17 protein-coding genes and 1 other RNA gene are annotated in these 21,240 nt (G+C 38.8%); 4 read left to right on the forward strand and 14 right to left on the reverse strand.

Features of this window, described 5'->3' with window-relative positions:
- Positions 1 to 119 precede the first annotated feature (119 nt).
- The 11 genes from J655_RS13725 to J655_RS13770 form a co-directional block, all read right to left on the reverse strand.
- A complete protein-coding gene (locus J655_RS13725) occupies positions 120 to 989 on the reverse strand; it encodes a hypothetical protein (protein WP_032048027.1) in 870 nt (289 codons plus the stop codon).
- Between the two features lie 50 nt (positions 990 to 1,039).
- Positions 1,040 to 3,946, reverse strand: a complete 2,907-nt coding sequence (locus tag J655_RS13730) for a type I restriction endonuclease subunit R (protein ID WP_032052512.1) — start codon at positions 3,944 to 3,946, stop codon at positions 1,040 to 1,042.
- 125 nt (positions 3,947 to 4,071) lie between these two features.
- Positions 4,072 to 4,983, reverse strand: coding sequence for a DUF5655 domain-containing protein (locus J655_RS13735; protein ID WP_032052513.1), 912 nt, complete (start codon positions 4,981 to 4,983; stop codon positions 4,072 to 4,074).
- A gap of 59 nt (positions 4,984 to 5,042) precedes the next feature.
- Positions 5,043 to 5,477 carry a hypothetical protein gene (locus tag J655_RS13740; RefSeq protein WP_032052514.1) on the reverse strand — a complete coding sequence of 145 codons (435 nt, stop codon included), beginning with the start codon at positions 5,475 to 5,477 and terminating at the stop codon, positions 5,043 to 5,045.
- An 18-nt stretch (positions 5,478 to 5,495) separates the two neighbouring features.
- Positions 5,496 to 6,740, reverse strand: coding sequence for a restriction endonuclease subunit S (locus J655_RS13745; RefSeq protein WP_032052515.1), 1,245 nt, complete (start codon positions 6,738 to 6,740; stop codon positions 5,496 to 5,498).
- Positions 6,740 to 8,311: a type I restriction-modification system subunit M gene (locus J655_RS13750; RefSeq protein WP_032052516.1), complete on the reverse strand. Its 1,572-nt coding sequence runs from the start codon at positions 8,309 to 8,311 to the stop codon at positions 6,740 to 6,742. Before J655_RS13750 ends, J655_RS13745 begins: the two co-directional genes overlap by 1 nt.
- Positions 8,312 to 8,521: 210 nt before the next feature.
- Positions 8,522 to 8,881, reverse strand: a transfer-messenger RNA (tmRNA) gene (ssrA, locus tag J655_RS24220).
- 160 nt (positions 8,882 to 9,041) lie between these two features.
- Positions 9,042 to 11,027, reverse strand: coding sequence for a gamma-glutamyltransferase (gene ggt / locus J655_RS13755; protein ID WP_032052517.1), 1,986 nt, complete (start codon positions 11,025 to 11,027; stop codon positions 9,042 to 9,044).
- 303 nt (positions 11,028 to 11,330) lie between these two features.
- Positions 11,331 to 12,854 (reverse strand): DHA2 family efflux MFS transporter permease subunit, encoded by a 1,524-nt coding sequence (locus J655_RS13760; protein WP_032052518.1) that lies wholly within the window; start codon positions 12,852 to 12,854, stop codon positions 11,331 to 11,333.
- Between the two features lie 6 nt (positions 12,855 to 12,860).
- Positions 12,861 to 14,012: an EmrA/EmrK family multidrug efflux transporter periplasmic adaptor subunit gene (locus tag J655_RS13765; protein ID WP_002121732.1), complete on the reverse strand. Its 1,152-nt coding sequence runs from the start codon at positions 14,010 to 14,012 to the stop codon at positions 12,861 to 12,863.
- Between the two features lie 267 nt (positions 14,013 to 14,279).
- On the reverse strand, positions 14,280 to 14,777 hold the full coding sequence (locus J655_RS13770; protein WP_002121786.1) for a thioesterase family protein: 498 nt from the start codon (positions 14,775 to 14,777) through the stop codon (positions 14,280 to 14,282).
- Positions 14,778 to 14,919: 142 nt separating this feature from the next.
- Between J655_RS13770 and hemB the strand changes: the two genes are divergently transcribed.
- Both hemB and J655_RS13780 read left to right on the forward strand, forming a co-directional pair.
- The gene (gene hemB / locus J655_RS13775; protein WP_004748084.1) at positions 14,920 to 15,933 is read left to right on the forward strand and encodes a porphobilinogen synthase; all 1,014 of its coding nucleotides are present in this window, start codon (positions 14,920 to 14,922) and stop codon (positions 15,931 to 15,933) included.
- A 25-nt stretch (positions 15,934 to 15,958) separates the two neighbouring features.
- Positions 15,959 to 17,074 (forward strand): NAD(P)/FAD-dependent oxidoreductase, encoded by a 1,116-nt coding sequence (locus J655_RS13780; RefSeq protein ID WP_005803113.1) that lies wholly within the window; start codon positions 15,959 to 15,961, stop codon positions 17,072 to 17,074.
- On the opposite strand, the gene J655_RS13785 is transcribed toward J655_RS13780, so the two are convergent.
- Both J655_RS13785 and J655_RS13790 read right to left on the reverse strand, forming a co-directional pair.
- Complete coding sequence (locus tag J655_RS13785) at positions 17,066 to 17,971, reverse strand: TIGR01777 family oxidoreductase (RefSeq protein ID WP_005803115.1); 906 nt, start codon at positions 17,969 to 17,971, stop codon at positions 17,066 to 17,068. The genes J655_RS13780 and J655_RS13785 overlap by 9 nt on opposite strands.
- 83 nt (positions 17,972 to 18,054) lie before the next feature.
- Positions 18,055 to 18,507, reverse strand: a complete 453-nt coding sequence (locus J655_RS13790; protein ID WP_005803116.1) for an ABZJ_00895 family protein — start codon at positions 18,505 to 18,507, stop codon at positions 18,055 to 18,057.
- A 380-nt stretch (positions 18,508 to 18,887) separates the two neighbouring features.
- Between J655_RS13790 and J655_RS13795 the strand changes: the two genes are divergently transcribed.
- Positions 18,888 to 19,265, forward strand: a complete 378-nt coding sequence (locus J655_RS13795; RefSeq protein ID WP_005803119.1) for a VOC family protein — start codon at positions 18,888 to 18,890, stop codon at positions 19,263 to 19,265.
- Between the two features lie 61 nt (positions 19,266 to 19,326).
- Here J655_RS13795 and J655_RS13800 read toward each other — a convergent pair whose 3' ends face one another.
- Positions 19,327 to 19,800: an OsmC family protein gene (locus J655_RS13800; RefSeq protein WP_032052519.1), complete on the reverse strand. Its 474-nt coding sequence runs from the start codon at positions 19,798 to 19,800 to the stop codon at positions 19,327 to 19,329.
- A 163-nt stretch (positions 19,801 to 19,963) separates the two neighbouring features.
- Here J655_RS13800 and J655_RS13805 point away from each other — a divergent pair, with 163 nt between their 5' ends.
- On the forward strand, positions 19,964 to 21,232 hold the full coding sequence (locus tag J655_RS13805; RefSeq protein ID WP_032052520.1) for an exonuclease SbcCD subunit D: 1,269 nt from the start codon (positions 19,964 to 19,966) through the stop codon (positions 21,230 to 21,232).
- Positions 21,233 to 21,240 lie beyond the last annotated feature (8 nt).

Genomic DNA, 21,240 nt, shown 5'->3' on the forward strand with positions numbered 1-21,240 from the left:
AAAAATTATGACTGTTTAGAATAGCTATTTTAATTTGTGTTGCAATGGGAAGCCTTGGGGAGACAGTTTTTAGCTGAAAAATAAAAGCTAAAAACAAGTAAAGATAAATTTGTTAGCTTCTATTTTTTATCTCTTATTGAGGTAATTTGTTTAAACACTTCTTCTTCAAATAAAGCATGGTATCTAGCTTTTTTACTTTCATTATGAAAATTAAGTTTAATATAAATAACCTTTGAAATAACTAAACCTAAAATTAAAAAAGCTATAAAAGAGACTAGCAACCCTACAAAGCTTTTGAGTAGAAAAGCGACGATAAAAGAAACTAAAAAAGATATAAATAAGCTCCGCGATAGTAAAGATTGCTTACTCGCATGCTTAAATTGAGCAAGCTTTTCAGTAGCTATTTGATTTGCCTGTTCATAAGACTCTTGATCGTTGACAAACTTAAAATCTCTTAACTTTTCTTTATCTCTTTGTTGTAAAGATAATTTTCTTAGCTTTTGTAATTCACTCTCATCAACGGGCTGAACACCAACATAAGAAAATAGTAACTCCATGACCTCTGGATTATCTGTGTTAATTATTAAAGTATTTCCATCCAAAAATTTAACTTTTAGCTGTAATAGATGCTTATCTATTTCTTCTGTACTTTGACTCACTTGCACAGTTTGAGTTTTTTTAGCTGCTGTCACACCTCCTATTATTTCTCCAGTTGTGCCCTTCAATGCTCCTCCAAGCAAGGTTCGAGTTATTAAATCTGAAGTGGAGGTCGTTGTTTCTGAAAATTCATAACCTTTTGTTGTCGCCTTTTTTGTAGTTAAATCTCTTATGACTTCGACTTCTTCTATTTGGTCACATCGAGCAATAGGCTTAGGAAAACCATATTCATCATGAATATAGTAAATACAGAAAGGCCCCTTATCTAAAAACATTTTATTTATTTTTGCTTTCTTCTTAACCCCAGCATTTATAATTTCAACTATAAACACAACCTGTATCCTTTTTTTAAAAGTTAAACATGTTAGACAATTAGAAAGATTTATATTTTCAAATCAAAGCGACTTAACAATCCATTCGTCTTGGTATGTAAGTCCGCATAATATATTGCTCGCTTTCTTCCTAATGGTGGTTTTTTTATCGGTAGTTCTTTAATTTCATGAATGAGCGGTAACCGTTCTGTAAATTCAAAATTATCTACAACTCTATTGAACTCATCTTTTTTTAGCTGCTCTTCATTACAGAAAATATCATAGGCACGATGTTTTTCCATATCCCAAAATGCGGCAAAGGCTTCTTGTACAGTTTCCCCTGTTACCATTTTAGGAATTTGCTCATTGATAAATTTTTCAATCAAATCACGCTTATCGTATAAAGAAATATTATTATTCAATAAATCCTTAAGCTGTTTGACTCTACTGTCTTTCTGTTCCTGATTTTTAGAATTAATAATAAGTTTAAGTAATTTTAAAATGTAATCTACATTCACTCGATCACTAAACAATAAATCGAGCTGGAAATCGACCTCATCTAGTACTGAAGTTTTTTCAGCTAAGTTCGGTCTCATTTGGTAGCTAAAAGCTAGATCTTTATATTTTGATGAATAATTTTCAAAATCTTGTTTTGTAAAAGAAGTAGCATCTTGATCGTACTCTGAATACATTTTTAAACGATTATTTAGCCTCATTACATCACGGAAGGCATACACAAACGATTCTTTTTCACTTTCGCCATATAAGTCATCAACAGACTGGCATGTAGGTGTAATGTTTAATAAATTATTTACTGCTGATTCATAGAGTTTTATTACTTGCTCATAAGGGCTAACAACGACAACATTCTTTGCTTCTTTATCAGAAAACATAATCAATGCATCATCAGTCGCTTGTTTAAGATTTCGGAAGCACACGATATTTCCAAAAGGCTTTGTCTGACCATAGACTCGATTGGTACGTGAAAAAGCTTGAATTAAACCATGATGTTTTAAATTTTTATCAACATAAAGAGTATTAAGCCGTTTTGAATCAAACCCCGTCAAAAACATGTTTACGACCAGTAAGATATCAATTTCTTTACCTTTATTTTTATCTGTACCGTAGGCCTTAACTCGACTACTAATATTTTGATAATAATCGTAAAATCCTGAACCAAGACTATAGTTAGTATTAAAGGTTTGATTATAATTTGCGATATATTGGGTTAATTTCTTCTCTGCAAACTCATCAACTTGTTTAGGCGCATCAACTTCTTCCTCTGCAATAAAATCATCATCAGCTTCACTAGCTTGCTGCGCTGAAGATTGTGCATAAGAAAATATAGTTGCGATATTGAGAGGTTGATAAAGCTCATTATTCTGTTGTGCTTTTTCTAGTAGCTCAGCCTGCACTTTTTCAAATTTATCGTAATATTGAATGAGTGCTGGAACTGAAGATACACAAAACATTGCATTAAATTCACGCTGATTAGTTTTGCTAGCATGTGTTGCAATTACTTCACGTACAATTTTTTCAATTCGGCGTTCATTTTCAAAAAGTTCTCTTTTATCAATTGATTCTATTTTTTCTTCTTGTGCTTCTGGATTTTTATGTACGAAACGTCCTAAATAATCGATGTTAAACGGTAAGACATTGCCATCGTTAATGGCATCTACAATCACATATTTATATAATAGCTTTGGAAATAAATATTCAGTGGTAAATTTTTCCCCACTTATGATGTGGCCATTTTTTTCAAAAATTGGTGTTCCTGTAAAACCAAACATTTGCGCATTTTTAAAGAACTTTTTAATTTTTTGATGCGTTTCACCAAACTGGCTACGATGACATTCATCAAAAATAAAAATAACTTTTTGATCTTTTAGAAAAGCCATTTCATTTTCATAACGGTCATTTGAAATTGCATTGTTCAATTTCTGAATGGTTGTCACGACCAAACGATTATCTAAAGAACGCAGTTGTTTAACTAAGTTTGCTGTATTGGTTGTACTGTCTACACTGTTTTCACGAAACTTATTAAACTCTTCTGCGGTTTGACCGTCTAAATCTTTACGGTCGACTACAAAGATAACTCGCTGTATTTCTGGCTGTTTAATGAGTAACTGACTGGCTTTAAAGGAAGTCAGTGTTTTGCCCGAACCTGTGGTATGCCAAATATAAGCATTGTCTGGTGAAGTTTTAATATGTTCAATAATCTTTTCTACGGCATAAATCTGATATGGACGTAAAATCATTAAACTTTGAGTCGACTGATGCATAACAACATATTGCATCAACATTTTGGTCAGATGTTGCGGGTCTAAAAAACTATTAGTGAATTTGCCTAAATCATTAACTTTTTTATTTTTTTCATCTGTCCATGGGAAAGCAAACTCAATACTTTGTGTACCATTTGCATAGTACAAGCAATTTACACCATTGCTAATTACAAAAAACTGAATAAAGCCAAATAAACCTTCGCCTGATTTATAGGCAGTTTTGGCATATTCTAATGTTTGCTCGAAGGCTTTTTTTAGTTCTACACCAGATTTTTTAATCTCAATTTGTACTAATGGAAAACCATTAATTAACAAGGTAACGTCAAAACGGCTAGTGCGTCCGTTTAAATCTCGGTGATCCGCTACAACTTGGTTCGATACCTGAAAACTATTTTCTTGCACGTCTTCACTAATAAAATGTACATGTCTTACAGACCCATCATCGAATTTGACTGGGCAGCGATTGCGTAATAGCTCTGCTTTTTTAAATACTGTAGTTTCATTACTCAAGTAATGCCAGATTTGCTTCCACTCTGAATCTGAAAATGGTTTTTCAATTTTATTAAGCTGCTGAATTTTTCTTTTAAGATTTTCTAATAGCATTGTTTCATTACGCAGCTGGAAACGTTCATAACCTAAAGTTTCTAGTTGTTGTATGAGTAAAGCTTCTAATTCCAGCTCTTTTTGTGTAGACACTATTCAATCTCTTAACTTTGTTTATTAATTACTGATTTATACCAATTATCCTATAATAAAATAGCATTTATTAAACTGCTGTTCCATAAGACAAAAATATAAAATAGTTTTTAAGATAAAGTTTTCTACTTTAAGAGTTGCTTAATAAGGCTCAAAATATATTCTAGATTTTCAGTATTTGAAACAATGATTTCACAGTCTCCATTTCCCCAATGCCCGATATTACTTACATCTCTTGCAATCTTCTTCGGGTCATCTAATGATTCAAAAGGCATATTTAACCAAATACGGATTTGTTTTGTGCCTATACTCATATAAACATAGTTTCGTTTTCCTTTACGGAATGCGATATACATTTTTTTAGGGTAAACATCTAAATCTGTAGTTAAGCCTAAAATTGAATCTCTAAACTGTTCATAAAGTTCTTTAATATCATCTGATTTATCTGCTAGATGATAATCTTCATCGTACTGTTTGATTTCTTTTGAAATCGTTTTTATCTCTTTAGAGCTTTCTGTTTGAACTTGTTTAATTGATGGCGCAGATTTAGTTTTTTGCATCGGGTTAATTGAAATAATTCCCCCTTCATAACGTTTAATTTCCCAAAGCTCGATACCTAAATCTTTAAAGTTGGTCGATTGCTTTTGAAAATCAGTAAAGCTTGGTGAAACAAAAACAATTCGACTTTGTGACCAATCTACATCTTGTCGCTTTAAATTTTTAGCCTGGCTTTCATTATATTCGACAATAAAATCTGCTTTATATTCCAGCATTAGATTTAAGTAAGAAATACCTTGATCTATCACGCTATAATTGCGGTCACGTTTGTATTCAATAATAACAAATGCTTTACTTTCAGGGTCAAAAGCGAGCGTATCAATACGGTTACTTTTAATTGTGAACTCAGATTTAATAAACTCTAGACCTGTAAACTCGTGAAGGTTGTTCTCAAAAACTGATTGAATCTCTTTTTCTAAGCGAAAAGGAGATTCTGTTAACTCAACAAGTCTTTGGTCTTGGATACGATAAATCTGCATTTATTTAGTTCACTCTAAATCTATTAATTTTATATTTGAAAAGCTCTATATCTTAATACTTAATTATCTTTAAACGTACAGACTGAACTTTGTAGTGACATTCCCACTAAAGTATATTTACCCTGATCTATATCTTTTGCAAAAGTAAAAGCATCGACATTTTGGGCATATTCTTCATATTTTTTAGGTTTTCCATTCACCAACTCATCAATTTCTAAAACCACCTCATAGCGTATTTTACCTTGAATATTTTGATACTCAGTTGTAGGCCTCATCGTCAATAAAACTTGTGGACTTCCTTTTACTAAGACTTGGTTAGGCTTATTGGAAATTTGGTATTCACCATTTTTCATCTTATAGACATTTTTCATGATCTCATTAAGAGTAATTTGATTAATATCTATTTTTTCAAAGTTAAATATATCGGCAAAACTTAAATTACTCATAAAAAGAAGTGTTGAAAGCAAAGTTAATTTTCTCAATAGTTTTTTCATGATCGCTACCTTTTATATTTACACAAACATCTGCTGCAACAAACCTTTTTTCCACTGTTTAACTTGTTCAATTTGTTGTACCACGACTTCAATTTTTTGGTCGATAGCTGAGAGAAAATTGGCGATTTTGGTTTGTTCTTCTAGGCAAGGTAGATTTAATTGAACACCTTTTAATTGACTAGAATACAAGTGAACAACCGAATTACCTTGTGCTAATTGAGCAATTTGCATTTTTAAATGTGATCGAATTAAATAACTAAGAAAAACACCATTTTCTTCAGTTCTAAAAATATTTAAATCACCTGAAAGAGCAACTTCACTTTGTAGCACACAACTGGCAGTAGCAATATCAATTTGTGTTTCTCCAGAAGCAGGAATCAAGACATCATTTGCTTTGCTTAAAACTAAGCTATTTACCTCTAGATTAGTAGCAGAAATGACATTTGAAATAACTTCTCCATATTGAGTATACAATTCTCCATAACGGATACATGGTATTGCACCATTCTGAACAATGTCCGCTTTAGATATTCCTTTACCTTTTAAGAAAATACCAATCTTACCTAGAATAGTTTTCTCCCACTCCTCAAAATCACTCCCATCATCCGCTTTAAAACGAATCTGCTGACTAAATAACTTTTGCATCATGCCTTGTTTATACTGACTGAGTAACTCGTGTTTTTGAGTTAGTTGTTTAATCTTTTCATCGACTGCGGAAAGGAAAGAGGCAATTTTGGTTTGTTCTGATTTTGCTGTACTGAATACTTTAAATTCTTGTAAATCTTTTACAGTTATATTTGATTGATTTGCATTTCCTCTTTGAATAGTTTCAATATGTGTCAAATACTTATTATCTAATAATTGAGAAAAAATAAAATATGGTTCTATTTCGTTATTGATAGGACGTAAAACTAATAAGTTCTGGTTTAATAAACCTTCGTAATTATTTTTAATATAAATTGGTCGGCCTACAGCAGAATCAATCAAATGAGGCTTTGACCCAACAGTAGTAATTATAATATCGTGTTTTTTAAGCATCCAATTTTCATAATCTGATGATTCAGCTTCATCTAAAAAAATTGCATCATTGTCATACTTTATTGAATCTCGACCTAAATCAGATACACGAATTATTCGCACTCCCCTCTCTTTGTAGGATTCTGATTTAAATGCATATCCTTTAAAATAATTAGTCAACTGTCCTAAAGAGGATTGATGCCATTCCCCATCAAACTCTTTAAATCGTAACTTTGGAACAGACATTACTTCACCTCCGTAAATGGCGAAACAATCCCAAGTTCTTTACAGAAATCATTAATCACTACATCAGTTTTTTGGCTTTCTACTTCCAAAGCTTGCAACGCTTGAGCGATCGCATCTAGATCGATCTCATCATCAGCTTCAAAGGTATCGACATAACGTGGAATATTCAGGTTAAAGTCGTTGTCTTTAACTTCCTTTAAAGTGGCGACATGCGCGTATTTATCAATATTTTGGCGGTTTTCATAAGCCCCAATAATATTGTCTAAATGTTCAGGCAATAACTTGTTTTGATTCTTCTGCTTTTCAAACTCATTACTGGCATCAATAAACAAAATATTGTCTTTATGCTCTCGGTTTTTCTTAAGCACCAAAATACAGGTCGGAATAGAAGTGCCGTAAAAGATATTGGCAGGTAAACCAATAATGGTATCAATCACATTCATCTGCTCAATCATAAACTGACGAATATGCCCCTCACTTGAACCTCGGAACAGCACACCATGCGGAAGTACCACCGCCATTGTGCCGTGCTCATCCAACTGGTACAGCATGTGCTGAACAAACGCCATATCAGCTTTAGAACTTGGCGCAAGTTTACCATATGACTTGAAACGCTCATCATTCATAAACAATGGATCTGCCGACCATTTCGCTGAAAATGGAGGGTTCGCTACAATTGCGTCGAACTTTTTATCTAAATGCTGAGGTTTTTTTAAAGTGTCTTCTTGGCGAATATCAAACTTAGAAAAATGAACATCATGCAAAATCATGTTCATACGTGCCAAGTTATAAGTGGTGCGATTCATTTCTTGACCATAAATCGCATCGACATGATTTCCGACTTCACGCTTTACACGTAACAATAAAGAACCTGAACCACATGTTGGGTCATACACACTACGTAGACGCTCTTTGCCTTGTGTGACAATACGAGCAAGTAAGGTCGAAACCATTTGTGGAGTATAAAACTCCCCTGCTTTCTTACCTGCACCAGAAGCAAACTCACCAATTAAATATTCGTAAGCATCACCTAATACATCCGACTCTGTATTAGAAATATCAAAATCAATCGCATCTAAATGAATGATTACTTTGGCAATCAACTCATTTCGGTCGTTTGCGTTGTTACCTAACTTAGTAGAAGTTAAATCGAGGTCTTCGAATAAATGAGCAAAGTCATCTGCTGATTCAGCATCTTGCGTGCTTTGTTCAATACTTTTTAATGTCTGAATTAGGTCATCTAGAATAAATTCTTCTTTCTTTGCACGCTCAGCGATGCTATGAAACAACTGATTTGGCTCAAGAAAGTAGCCCATATTTTCTAAACTTTCTTGTTTAAGGGCTTCTAAAAATTCCTGATGTTCTTCATTACTAACATCTAAATTTGGAAATTCAATTCCTTCATCAGCAAGTTCAGCATTAGCACTGTTTAACACTTTCTCAGATAAATATTTATAGAAAATGAGACCTAAAATATAGTCACGAAATTCATCTGCACCCATTTTGCCGCGTAAGGTGTTGGCAATATTCCAAAGTTGTTTTTGCAGTTCTTGGAGCTGTACTTGAGTCATGTTAAAAAGTAACCAAAATCATCATTTTAGAATGGAGCTTACTTTGGCATATTTATTCTTTTTTTTTAAGTAGAATTTTATCAGAACACTCCAATAACGACATAAATTGACGTTTCAAACCTGTTTAAGGCTTAATAAAATCAAAGCCTGTCAAAATCTTGTCAATAAAAAAGCCACTTATGATAAGTGGCTGATTTATTTAAAGTATTTTGGTGGAGATGGCGGGAGTTGAACCCGCGTCCGCCAGCACTACGCTCGAGAATACTACATGCTTAGATATCGTCTATTGTTTTAACACCAAGTGACCCGACGAACAGGGTACAAGGTGCGATCCTCTAAGTTTGGTATAAAGCCCCGAGGCTTGACTCTATACGGACTTGTGTGCGTGCGCTTCAGTCGGGTTCCCAGACCACAAGTATTCTAGGAAGCGGACAAGCGGCCCTTAGGCAGCTAGAGCGTAAGTTTCGTCGTTTGCGACTATTAAAATGCAAATTTTATTTACGAGAGAAAATGCGCTCTCGGCATGCATCTATGAGTTTCATCACCGGCGTCGAAGCCAATAACATCCCCATGAATGTCTGAACATCATAGCATAACTAAAATAAAATGCTGTGCAATTTATCAACAGTCTGCTACTGATGAACATATTTACATAATGGAGAGCCTTTTGTTTTTTTCAAGGGCCACATAAAAAAGCTGCCAAAAATGACAGCTTTTTTTAAAGTTTGATCTATAAGGCTCCATTGCCTAACACAATCCCTTCACGGCGAGGGTCTACCCCACCTGCGTATTTGCTTTGATTATTTATATTTACTTTCATAATCGTTGAAATACCGCTGGTTTGCGCAGTGTTGGCAACGCCATGCCCTTTTGCTTTTAAACCTTCAATCAAGTCAACTAAGGAAAGTTGTACATTCGAGCTATCCACATTGGTGTTTTTGCTATTGGTTGCGCCAAAGTTAACAAGCAAAGTGGCCTGCTGTGCATTTAAGTTCCAGTCCAATGCACCCACCAATGTTTTAACTACATATTGAATGATCGTACCTCCACCTGGTGAACCTGTTGCCATATAAAACTCATCTGGCGTTTTGCCTTTAAACACTAAAGTTGGTGCCATAGTACTACGTGGGCGTTTGCCCCCTTCTACACGGTTGGCAACCAGTGCCCCAGTGCTGTCATAAGGGTTTGCGCTAAAGTCAGTTAACTGATTTGACAACAAGAAACCATCTACCATGTGGAATGAACCCATGCTCGATTCAACTGTCGATGTCATTGAAACCACATTGCCATAGGCATCTACAATCGTGAACTGAGTTGTGCCATGTTCAACAGTGGTGTCCACACCCGAAGCTGTATTGAAATTACCTGCTGGTGCAACGCCCATACTTTGGTTCGGGTTAATCAGTGCTGCACGTTGTTTCAGGTAATTTTTATCAATAAAGCTTGGAATACCCTGTGCTGGTAAAGCGACAAAGTCAGTGTCTGCGACATATTTGTCACGGTCAGCGTAGGCCAAACGTTCTGCTTCAGACACTAAATGCACGCCCATCACATCAGGTACACCACCTTCATTTTCAGGGTTTCTAGGTGGATAAAGCGACATATCAAAGTTTTCTAAAATACCCAGTGTCTGCGCAACTGCAATCCCTCCCGAAGATGGAGGTGGCATGGTACATACATAGTAACGGTCACGGTACGTTGTACAAATCGGGTCGCGTTTTTTCACCTGATAGTTCGATAAATCCTGCAAAGTCATCAAACTTGGGGTAATTGGAGTTTTTGCTGGGTCATCCCCTATGGTTTGTCCTGCTTTTGCTACAATCGCTTGAGCAATTGGCCCAGTGTGCAATGCATTTGCCCCTTGTACAGCAAGTGCTTCAAGCGTTTTTGCATATTCTTTATTGGTCATGATTTCACCCACTTTTCGTGGTGAACCATCTGCGTAGAAATAGGTTGCCATTGCATTTGCATCGAGCGCCAAGCTATTTGCATTACTTGCAATGGCATCTGCCAAACGCCCCGGTATGCGGAAACCGTTGTCAGCTAAACCAATGGCTTCATCAAACAACTGGTTCCATTTGAGTTTGCCGTGTTCTTTTTGCGCTTGTTCAAGTAAACGCATCACACCCGGCACACCAATCGAGCGACCACTACGGCGCGCACTTGGTACAGGTGCTGGTGAATTTGGGTCATCCATATTTTGGCGAATTAAATAATATGGGTTAGCTGCGGCGGGTGCGGTTTCACGTCCATCATAGGCAGTGACTTGCTTGGTTTTGGCATCGTAATACATCATAAAACCACTACCAGCAATGGTACTCGACTGTGGCTCGACCAAACCAAGCACTGCTTGTACCGCAACGGCTGCATCGACTGCGCTACCGCCGGCTTTTAAAACATCACAGCCTGCTTTTACCGCAAGTGGCGTATTTGCCACCACCATATATTTATCTGCGTATTTAACCGTGTTACCGAGTCTATAACCCGAAGCACCCTCTGGTGCGGCTGGGGCACCATTTTGGTTTGAACCGACCACCACGCTTGAACCGTCTTGAGCCAGTTTGCTACAACTGGTCGGGTCATTATCTACAATTAAATTGGGCGGGGTTGTATTTGAATCATCCTTGGGCTGATCTGACGAGGAGTCATCTCCACATCCTTGTAATAAACCGACTGCTAATAAACTACTGAACAAAAATGAATATCTTTTATTCACGTGATAACTCCAATATATACGCCTGCCTATCCATGCAATTGCCATGCAAGCTTCTTTGTTTTCAGGTCTTCAGTTTTTTAATCTTTGATAAAAATAAAGTTTTAATAATATTAAATGATTGAGGGTATTTATTTTGTGCTCTGTGTGATGTCTCCTTGTTTGTTATCACACTCTTTTATAACTGATTTGCCCAATTCTGGCATGCTTTATTTCTTTCAATACAGACAAAATCTGCTATTTATAAACTCACTCATTTTGTAGTTGGCCTAAAAAAAGCACCTCCGAAGAGATGCTTTTTTGCGTTTAGTGAGAAGGCATGCCACTGACCTGTTTGGGTTTTGGACACAGCCAAATGACCAGTCCCGCAAAGACAAACACCATTGCAAACAACAAAAACACATGGTTTGCTGACATGGTAATGGCTTCTTTATCGACAAGGTTTGAAATAATTCCAAGCGTCGAGTCAGCCGTAAAACCATTTTGCAAAAGTGTGTTTTGTACTTCAGTTGTATGAAGGTTTGACACCATTTCACTGCGTGCAACTTTGGCGTGGTCGTCCCACACGGTGACTGCAATTGAAGCACCAATCGCCCCTGCCATGGTTCTTAAAAAGTTCATGAGGCCCGCAGCAGATGCGATTTCTTGCTGGAGTACTGAACCAAGTGCAATATTTGACAGTGGAATAAAGAAGAACGGCACAGCAAAACCTTGCAGGATTTGCGGCCAAGCCAGCGCCATAAAGTCAGCATCTGTGGTCCAGAATGCCCGCATTAAGGTCACACCACCCAGCAAAATCAAACCAAAACTCGCAAGTGCGCGTGGGTCATGTTTGGTCGAAAGCTTTGCCACAATCGGTGACATGGTCAAACTACCAAAACCCATGGTTGCAGTTAAATAGCCGGCCCACGTGGCGGTGTAGGAAAGGTTCATTTGCAGCCACTGCGGAATAAGTACAATACTGCCAAAGAACGCGCCAAAGCCGAGCGACAAGGCCAGTACCGAAATTGCAAAGCCCCTATGTCTAAAGACTTTGACATCCACGACGGGATGCTTATCGGTGAGCTCCCATATGAGGAACACCACAAAGCCTATGGCGGCAGTTAAGCCTAACACCACAATGCTGGTGCTATTAAACCAATCTCGTTCGTGCCCCAAGTCGAGCATGAGCTGTAGCGCACCAATCCACAGAATTAACAGACCTAAACCGACCGTGTCGATTCTTAAAGAAATCGTTTCTGTTTCGGCTGGTTTAAGCAAACGGATTGCCGCTAAAACACAAATAATGCCGACTGGTATGTTAATAAAGAAAATCCAGTGCCAAGACAGGTTATCACTAATCAGACCACCCAAAATTGGTCCTAAAATTGGTCCAACAACGGTAGTCATGGCCCATAGGCCCATCGCCTGTGCATGCTTTTCTTGAGGGAAAATACGCATGAGCAAGGTTTGGCTGAGTGGCATGAGTGGGCCACCGCAAAGACCTTGTCCAATACGGAAAAAAACCAGCATGCCTAACGAGTTTGCTAAACCGCACAAGAAAGAAAAAATGGTAAAACCAATCAGGCCAAAAATAAAAACCCGAACGGTTCCAAAGCGACCCGCAAGCCAACCTGTTAAAGGTACACAAATCGCTTCTGCAACGGCGTACGACGTAACAACCCATGTGCCTTGTGTACTTGAAACAGCAAGGTTACCAGTAATGTGCGGTACAGATACGTTGGCAATGGTCGTATCGAGCACGACCATAAAGTTCGACAAGGCAATAACAAACGCTGCCAGTATTAAACGGCCACCGCTTAGTTCGGCAAAAGGTGTTTGCGTTTTCATAAGCGTTTACTTCGCAGATAAGTCGACTTTTGCTTCCATCGACAAGCCAACACGTAGTGGGTGTTCAGCAAGTTCTTTTGGGTCAAGTGCAATACGGACCGGTAAGCGTTGAACCACTTTAATCCAGTTTCCTGTTGCGTTTTGAGCCGGAATTAAGGCAAAGGCAGAGCCTGTACCACCAGAGAAGCCCATCACTTTGCCATGATATTCAACGTCATCGCCATATAAATCTGAAGTAAGCGTGACCGCCTGACCCGGACGGACTTTTTTCAACTGACTTTCTTTGAAGTTTGCATCTACATATAAATCGTTAAGTGGCACAATCATCATCATGCTGGTGCCCGGCGCAACACGTTGACCCACTTGAATATTACGACGCGTAACTACTCCATCAACTGGTGCACGAATCACGGTACGTTCCAAATCAAGCTGAGCTTGTTCAACATGTGCTTGTGCAACTTGTACATCAGGTGTCGAAGTTTCGCTTACACCCTGAATTAACGCTTCATTTGCAGCTAAGGTACTTTCGGCAGCTTTACGGCTCGAAGAGGCTTGCGCTAAACCAGCTTTAGCAAGCTCTAGCCCTGCTTTGGCTGTTTCAACTGCACTTTGTGCCTTAGTAAGCTCTTCTTTAGACACTGCACCAGAGGCAGCAAGCTGTGCACGGCGGTTTAACTCTAAAGCAGCTTTGTCATAATCTGCCTGTGCTTGAGCAACCTGTGCTTTGGCACTGTTAATTTCGTCAGCACGCACCACAACTTGAGAGTTTAAAGAACTACTGTTTGCCGCAGTTTGTTTGTATTGGCGTTTTGCTTTGGCAAGTTCTGCCTCAGCTTGGGCCAATGCAATTTTGGCATCACGGTCATCAATACGAACCAGCACGTCACCACGATGTACCGTTTGGGTATCTTTTACGACAACCTGAGCGACCTGTCCGCTCACCATTGAAGTAATTTGCGCGGTTTCTGCACCGACATAGGCATTATCCGTACTCACGGAATTATTTAAAAATAATGCCCAGATTGCATACAAAATAGCGGCGATCAATAAAATCAGCGCAAAAAAACCAAGAAATTTTTTGCGCTTGTTTTGATTGTTTTCATCCGAGGCAGATGTTGTTGGCACTGTTTCTTGTACATTGCTTTGTGCATCAGTCATGGTATGTTCCTAAAGATGAGTTGGCTTTGCCATCAATCTCGCACTACACCTTGTTATAGAGTTTTTATTTTTCTATAAACAAGACATACCGCATTGTCAAAGGAGCTAATTTTAACGCTAAAACCTCATAATATGAGAATAAAAATTTATAACTCATGCGTTCGTTCTAATTAAATTAATGTTTATCTCAAAGTTTTTATGAAAATTTTAGCTTTTCAAACACTAAAAAAAGCGCACTTGGCGCTTTTAAATGATTCAATTCATTGCTTAATAGGCATATGAAGCAATACCCGCAGCAATCGCTTTATCTTCATCATTGACCATGGTCATGCGCATGGTGCAGCCCTTACGACCTAAACGTAATACTTCGGCACGTGCAATAAAATATTTACCACGCCCCGGTGCTAAATAATCTACACGCATGTCGACGGTTGCCAAACGCGACACTTGCTTAATGGTTTCAGTTAAAGTTTCGGGAGTTGAACGGCGATATAGGTGTTCCATTGCCACAATTCCACCAATACTATCGAGCAAAGTTGCAGCAACACCGCCATGCAAAATCTGAAATGCCAAATTGCCAATCAGGTTAGGTTGCATCTCGATATAGCCTTCAATGTGCCCGTCCACCACACGCATAATCATTCCACTATGCTTAAAAAAAGGAGAGCTATTAAACGCCTTACATAATTGGTTGAGAACCACAGTTAAGTCCGTTTTTGCACCTAAATGGATGTTCCCAGTCCAATTTTTCTTTTCTTCACTCATACATTGCCTAAATTTAAAAGCATGATAAACACCCATAATTTTGTACAAATCCAGCATTATGGGGCTACAATACAGCAGTCGGTTGACAGTAATGGAATATCCGCCAACCTATCCTAGTGTAATACCGAACATCGAGATTGTTATGACTTATACGTTCAATCGTCCTGCATTTCCAGCCACTCGCATGCGCCGTATCCGTAAAAATGACCAGTTGCGTGCGATGGTCAGCGAAACACAGCTCACTACCAATCACTTGATTTATCCAGTATTTGTATTACCGGGACAAAATCAGACCCAAGATATTCCAAGTATGCCGAACATTCAGCGTTTGTCGGCAGATTTGTTACTGAAAAAAGCTGAAAGACTTTTGGAATTGGGCGTATCAAAACTGGCTCTTTTTCCAGTTACCCCGCAAGAAGATAAAAGCCTCACCGCAGAAGCTGCATGGCGTGAAGATGGTTTAGTACAAACCACGTGCCGTTTACTTAAAAAAGAATTACCAGAAATGGTGTTAATTACCGATGGTGCCCTCGACCCTTACACGACTCATGGTCAAGACGGCATTATTGATGAAACAGGCTATGTGCTGAATGATGAGACTGTAGAGTGCTTGATTAAACAAGCCTTAAGTCACGCAGAAGCAGGTGCCGAAGTGATTGCTCCAAGTGACATGATGGATGGCCGTATTGGCGCAATTCGTCAGGCTTTAGAAGCCAATGGCCATATCTACACCAACATCATGGCCTACTCTGCGAAATATGCATCAAGCTTCTATGGTCCATTCCGTGATGCTGTTGGCTCTGCATCCAACCTAAAAGGTGGTAATAAATATAACTACCAGATGGACTTTGCCAACCGTGCCGAAGCATTACATGAAATCGCGCTTGATATTCAAGAAGGCGCCGACATGGTGATTGTAAAACCGGGCATGCCATATCTGGATGTGGTACGTGAAGTGAAAGATACCTTTGGTGTTCCGACATTCATTTACCAAGTGAGTGGCGAATACGCAATGTTAGCTGGCGCAATTCAAAATGGTTGGTTATCAGATTCAGTCATTTTAGAATCACTGATGTGCTGCCGCCGCGCTGGTGCAGACGGAATCTGGACTTACTTTGCAGAAACCGCTGCTGAAAAACTCAAGGAAATGAACTAAGTTCGCAGAGAAAGGATAACACTGCATGCATATTGCAATCATTGGCGCGGGCATAAGTGGATTAATGTCTGCGCTGGAGTTGGTTGAACAAGGCTGTAAAGTCAGCATTTTTGATCAACAACAAGCGGGACAAGCAGCCTCTTGGGCTGGCGGAGGCATTCTCTCTCCGATGTACCCGTGGCGCTATGTGCATGCAGTGAACCAACTTGCTCAATTTGGCAAAGCCTCTTATCAAGCATGGAACCAAAAGCTCTACCCTGTTACAGGGATTGATTTTGAAATACATGACACAGGCATGCTGATTTTTGATGAAGAAGATTTTGACGTTGGACTTTCCTACGCCGAGCAGCATCAAGAGCCGATGCAACGCTGTGAATATTTACAGCGAGATGCGCTAGAACAAGTAAACCCGCATATTTCCGATCAGTTTCAAGAAGCCATTTATTTCCCTGAACTGTCTAATATTCGCAACCCACGCGTATTACAGTCCCTGATTAGCTATTTAAAACAACATCCAAATGTTGAGTTTTTTGAACACGCTGCTGTTAAAAAACTGATTCAAAATGGCGATATTATACAAGCGCTACAAACCGAAGACGGTCGCAAACATACAGCAGACCATTTTGTAATAACTTCGGGTGCTTGGAGCCATTACTGGAACTCACAATTACAACTCGAAATTCCAGTCGAACCTGTTCAAGGTCAAATGCTGTTATTTAAAACCCCTGCTCACTGGCTACCGACCATGTGTATGAATCGAGTCATGTATTTGATTCCACGTATGGACGGTCATATCGTGTGCGGGTCAAGCATGGCACATCGTGGTTTTGACAACTCTACCGACGAAACCACTCAGCACAATATTTTAGAAGCATGTTTAGAAATGGTGCCTGAACTGGCCGATTTCCCGATTGTACATCGCTGGGCAGGCCTCAGACCAAGTTCACCAAATGGCGTTCCATACATTGGCAAAATGCCTGAAATGGATAACCTCTGGGCAAACTTTGGTCACTTTAGAAATGGATTGTGTATGGGCGCAGGTTCTGCGCAATTGCTCCGTCAGCTTATGCTGGATCAACCGACATTAGTTGATGCCAAAGCATATTCCCCAGAGCGTTTGCAAAATAAAATCTTAGCCTGATGCCAATATATTCTCTAAAGCCATTTTTAATTGAGGATAAGTAAACTCAAATCCTTCTGCTTGCAAGGCAGCGGGTTTAACGTATTGCCCATTCAAAATCAATTGCGACTGTTCCCCTAACAAACAACGGAAAACCGTGCTCGGTGCTGACAACAGTGGTTTCTTATTGAGTACCGCAGCAGTTTGTTCAACAAATACCTTTTGAGTCACATTTTCTGGCGCCACGACATTGTGAATTTGAGCAGATTGAGGATGCTGAAATATAAACTCAATTGCGTTTAATACGTCTTCAATATGTACCCACACTACAGGCTGACGACCATGACCAATTTGACCCACTAAATTGAGTCGAATAGGAAATAACATTTTAGGCAAGATGCCGCCACCCTGCCCAAACACAACGCCTAAACGAATAATTTTAGTATTTTGCTGAGTATCTGCTAACGCTGCTCGCTCCCATTCTTGGCAAAGCTCGGACATAAAAATAGGCTGTGGCGGGCTTTGTTCAGTGCACACTTCTGCCCACTTTTCTTGATCATCTATTCCGTAATAACCAATCGCAGAACCAGACACAATTACTTCCGGAAAAATTTGAGATTGCTTGAGCCATGCATACAATTTTCGGGTCGTATTTACTCGGCTTTCAATGAGTTGTTTTTTACGTGACTCGGTCCAGCGTTTCTCGCCAATATTTGCGCCTGCCAAATTCACCACATAGTCAATTTGACGTGTCGAAATATCTTCAAACTTTTGCACCCATTGCAAGGCAGGATGGTCAGATTCCTTTCCAGCCTGCCGTGTCACCGCAATCACGTTATAATTTTTCTGTAAGAGGAACTTAATTAAATGCGTTCCGATAAAACCACTTGCACCTGTAATTAATACATTCTTATTCATATTTCCTCCTAAGCTGAGGATTCAAGTTTTATTTAATTGTATAAGACTCATTTATATTTAAACGTATGAGTTTTCATAGTGATCTATTGCACGTTAAACATTTTGTCAGCCATGCGCTGTGCTTGTTTACCATAAAACCAGTAGGTAATTAAATAAAGTGGAATAGCTAACATTAAAAGCATAATCACCATAATACTTAAGAACTGAGGTTGTTTGAGGTAAAGCATAAAGTTCTGCAAAATCTCAGGGTCTTTTCTTGCAAATAAAAACAGGCCAAATAAAACACCACACAAGTTATAGCCCCAAAAAATCAGACTAAAACCTAAAGTAAATTTCTTTTTTTCTTGTACAGTCGGTGCACGGCGTTCTTTCTTTAAAAATTTAAATAAGACAAAAATCATTGCGCCTAAATATGGAACGGCTGTTAAAATACCACCTACACTCGCTGGTAATAGTGCTGCAACCACACCTACAATTAAGGTAAGTACGATGCATAAACCAAAAAACCAGAGAAAGTAAGAACGTAATTTGGTCATATTTTTGCCTAATTTATGGGTTCAAAAAATAATTATAAATTTTTTTCGATTTTTTTTCATTTTTCTGTCAACCAATCCTGATCTCTTGACGTTATATAGGGTAATAAGGTCGCAGCAACCGAATACTTCCTTTGCACGGCATCCGCAAAATTGTTTCGGTGACCTTTCATTACGACTCTTTCCTTCCTTCGGATTAGGTTTTGTTAGCAGCCGAAACCCTTGATGAAGTTTTTGACCGACGATTCTCTCATCACTCGAATCGTCGGTTTTTATTTTCTAGCACTTTCATTTATTTTACGCTCAGCATACACAATAGTCCTTTCGTGGCTATAAAGGCTATGCGTATACTTTTTACACCATAAAAATATGATTTAAATAATATGAACACTATTGCCTATTTTGAAATCCAGTCTTCAAACCCTGCCCGCGATGCGCAGTTTTATCAAGCTGTGTTCGGCTGGCAATTTAAACTCGATGAAAACTTACCAATTGAATATTACCGCATAGAGACACCTTCAATTATTGGAGGGCTATTAAAGCGCCCTGCTCAAACACCTCCAATGGAATATGGCACCAATGCATTTACCTGTTCGGTTCAGGTCGAAAACTTCGATGAGGTAGCTGCAAAAATTTTAGCGCAAGGTGGTATTGTCGCAATGGATAAATTTGCTATTCCAGGCCGCGCTTGGCATGGCTATTTTGTCGATTTAGACCACAACGTTTTTGGTATTTTTCAAGTCGATGAAAACGCAGCTTAAAGATTTTATTTATTTTTAATGTATAGCCACCGCCTTTTTATCGGTGGCTATTTCATATAGTTTATTCAGCAAAGCTAAAGCTGGCTTCACATGTAATTGGGAAATTCACCGAATTGGCAATCATGCATTCATGATGCGCTTCTTCATGCAGTTTTGCTGCAAGCTCTTGGTCAGCACCTTTTTCTAAAACAACCTCGGGCCTTAAAATAATTTGGGTAAAGTGACCGCGTTTAACTGGATCTGCATCTTCCATAAAGCCAAGTGCTTTGTCGACATAACTCAGCACATGAATATGGTTGACTGCACACAGATGTAAATACCAAAGTTTATGGCAAGCAGAAGCTGATGCAACCAATAAATCTTCTGGGTTCCATCTGGTCACATCGCCTAAATAGGCAGGGTCTGATGAACCTTGAATTGTGGCCTTTTGCGGATGCTGAATACTAAAATCGCGTTTATAAGAATGATAAGATGAAGTGCCTGTACCCGTATTGCCTTCCCACTGTATTTTTACTTCGTATTCATGAATGGTCATTTTTTTCTCAAAGTTCATGGTTTAAGTCGATAGTAACAAAGCAGCGTTTAAAGTGAAAAATTTAATTCAAGTTTTAGTGGGGCTTAAATAACGAGCACTTTAAAATGTCTTGATAAAATCTCCTGCCAATTTATGCTAACGTATCTGTGTTTATTTTGGCTTGATGTCTGTTTCTATGTCCGTACATTTTCTACATACTTCTGACTGGCATTTGGGGCAGTTTTTTTATAATCATTCACGCCACTACGAACACCAACAATTTTTAAGCTGGTTACTTACTCAAATTCAAGAAAAACAACCGCATGCCCTGCTTATTGCTGGCGATATTTTTGATGTCATTAACCCGGGTTCACAAGCACAAAAACAACTCTACCAATTTTTAGCAGATGCCCATCGCATTACACCGCACATGCAAACGCTCATGATTGCGGGTAACCATGACTCAGGCTACCGTATTGAACAGGTTGAACCGCTTTTAGAAAAATACAACGCAAAAACCGTGGGCGTGGTTCGCTGGAATGAAGATAAAACCCTAGATCTCGATCGATTACTTTTACCTATTTATAATCAAAATCAAGATATTGTAGCGTGGTGTCTTGCCCTGCCTTTTTTACGCTCGGCCGAAATTACAGGCTTTAATGAACATACCACCAACAGCAAAAACGCGATTGTCTATTTGCACCAGCAACTCATTGCCGAAGCCAAACGTCGTAAAACACCAGACCAAGCACTTATTTTGATGTCGCATGCCCACATGCAAGGTGGAGAAACATCCGACTCTGAACGCCCCATTATTATTGGTAATGAAGAGGCACTTTCAACGACTTTATTTGAAGATGCTGTCGACTATGTCGCGTTAGGGCATTTACATAAACCACAAAAAGTAGGTCAGCCGCATATCCGTTATAGTGGCTCCCCCATTCCGCTTTTTTTTTGTGAAATTAACTATAAGCATCAAGTGGTTGAGGTCAAAGTTGATCCGACTCAAGACACAGACAGCCGTTTGCAATTTGAAGCTGTAGAAATACCACGTTGCATACAATTGCACCGCATTCGTGGTGAGTTAAATGAAGTCTTGCAACAACTCAAAGCCTTACCAAGCGGCGTGATTGAGAATATTGACCACCGTGAATATGTCGATATTGAGTATTATAGTTTAACGCCGCCACAGCCTAATTTACGTCAGCAGTTTGAAGCAGCTCTGCCACCTGACCGCTATCGTTTAGTGCGTATTTCACGTCAATATGTAAATAAAGACGCGACCGATTCAAATACCACCCAGCAAATCGCACTTGAACCACCAACACCAGAAAGGCTCTTTCAAAATATCTGGGAAAAACAAGGTTACAACGCCGATGATGCGGTCTTAAAAGATTTTCTAAGCCTAGTACAAGAAGCACAAAAACATCTTGAAAATGATGCAACACCTTAAGGATATGT

The organism is Acinetobacter sp. 1294243 (genome assembly GCF_000588015.1).
Lineage (GTDB): Bacteria > Pseudomonadota > Gammaproteobacteria > Pseudomonadales > Moraxellaceae > Acinetobacter > Acinetobacter pittii.

What these genes read in the sequence shown, in the direction of transcription:
- J655_RS13740 (WP_032052514.1), bottom strand. Translation starts at nt 5,477, where the DNA reads ATGAAAAAACTATTGAGAAAATTAACTTTGCTTTCAACACTTCTTTTT.
- J655_RS13805 (WP_032052520.1), top strand. Translation starts at nt 19,964, where the DNA reads ATGTCTGTTTCTATGTCCGTACATTTTCTACATACTTCTGACTGGCAT.
- J655_RS13770 (WP_002121786.1), bottom strand. Translation starts at nt 14,777, where the DNA reads ATGAGTGAAGAAAAGAAAAATTGGACTGGGAACATCCATTTAGGTGCA.
- J655_RS13800 (WP_032052519.1), bottom strand. Translation starts at nt 19,800, where the DNA reads ATGACCATTCATGAATACGAAGTAAAAATACAGTGGGAAGGCAATACG.
- J655_RS13790 (WP_005803116.1), bottom strand. Translation starts at nt 18,507, where the DNA reads ATGACCAAATTACGTTCTTACTTTCTCTGGTTTTTTGGTTTATGCATC.
- J655_RS13750 (WP_032052516.1), bottom strand. Translation starts at nt 8,311, where the DNA reads ATGACTCAAGTACAGCTCCAAGAACTGCAAAAACAACTTTGGAATATT.
- J655_RS13765 (WP_002121732.1), bottom strand. Translation starts at nt 14,012, where the DNA reads ATGACTGATGCACAAAGCAATGTACAAGAAACAGTGCCAACAACATCT.
- J655_RS13745 (WP_032052515.1), bottom strand. Translation starts at nt 6,740, where the DNA reads ATGTCTGTTCCAAAGTTACGATTTAAAGAGTTTGATGGGGAATGGCAT.
- J655_RS13780 (WP_005803113.1), top strand. Translation starts at nt 15,959, where the DNA reads ATGCATATTGCAATCATTGGCGCGGGCATAAGTGGATTAATGTCTGCG.
- J655_RS13760 (WP_032052518.1), bottom strand. Translation starts at nt 12,854, where the DNA reads ATGAAAACGCAAACACCTTTTGCCGAACTAAGCGGTGGCCGTTTAATA.
- J655_RS13785 (WP_005803115.1), bottom strand. Translation starts at nt 17,971, where the DNA reads ATGAATAAGAATGTATTAATTACAGGTGCAAGTGGTTTTATCGGAACG.
- J655_RS13735 (WP_032052513.1), bottom strand. Translation starts at nt 4,983, where the DNA reads ATGCAGATTTATCGTATCCAAGACCAAAGACTTGTTGAGTTAACAGAA.
- J655_RS13795 (WP_005803119.1), top strand. Translation starts at nt 18,888, where the DNA reads ATGAACACTATTGCCTATTTTGAAATCCAGTCTTCAAACCCTGCCCGC.
- hemB (WP_004748084.1), top strand. Translation starts at nt 14,920, where the DNA reads ATGACTTATACGTTCAATCGTCCTGCATTTCCAGCCACTCGCATGCGC.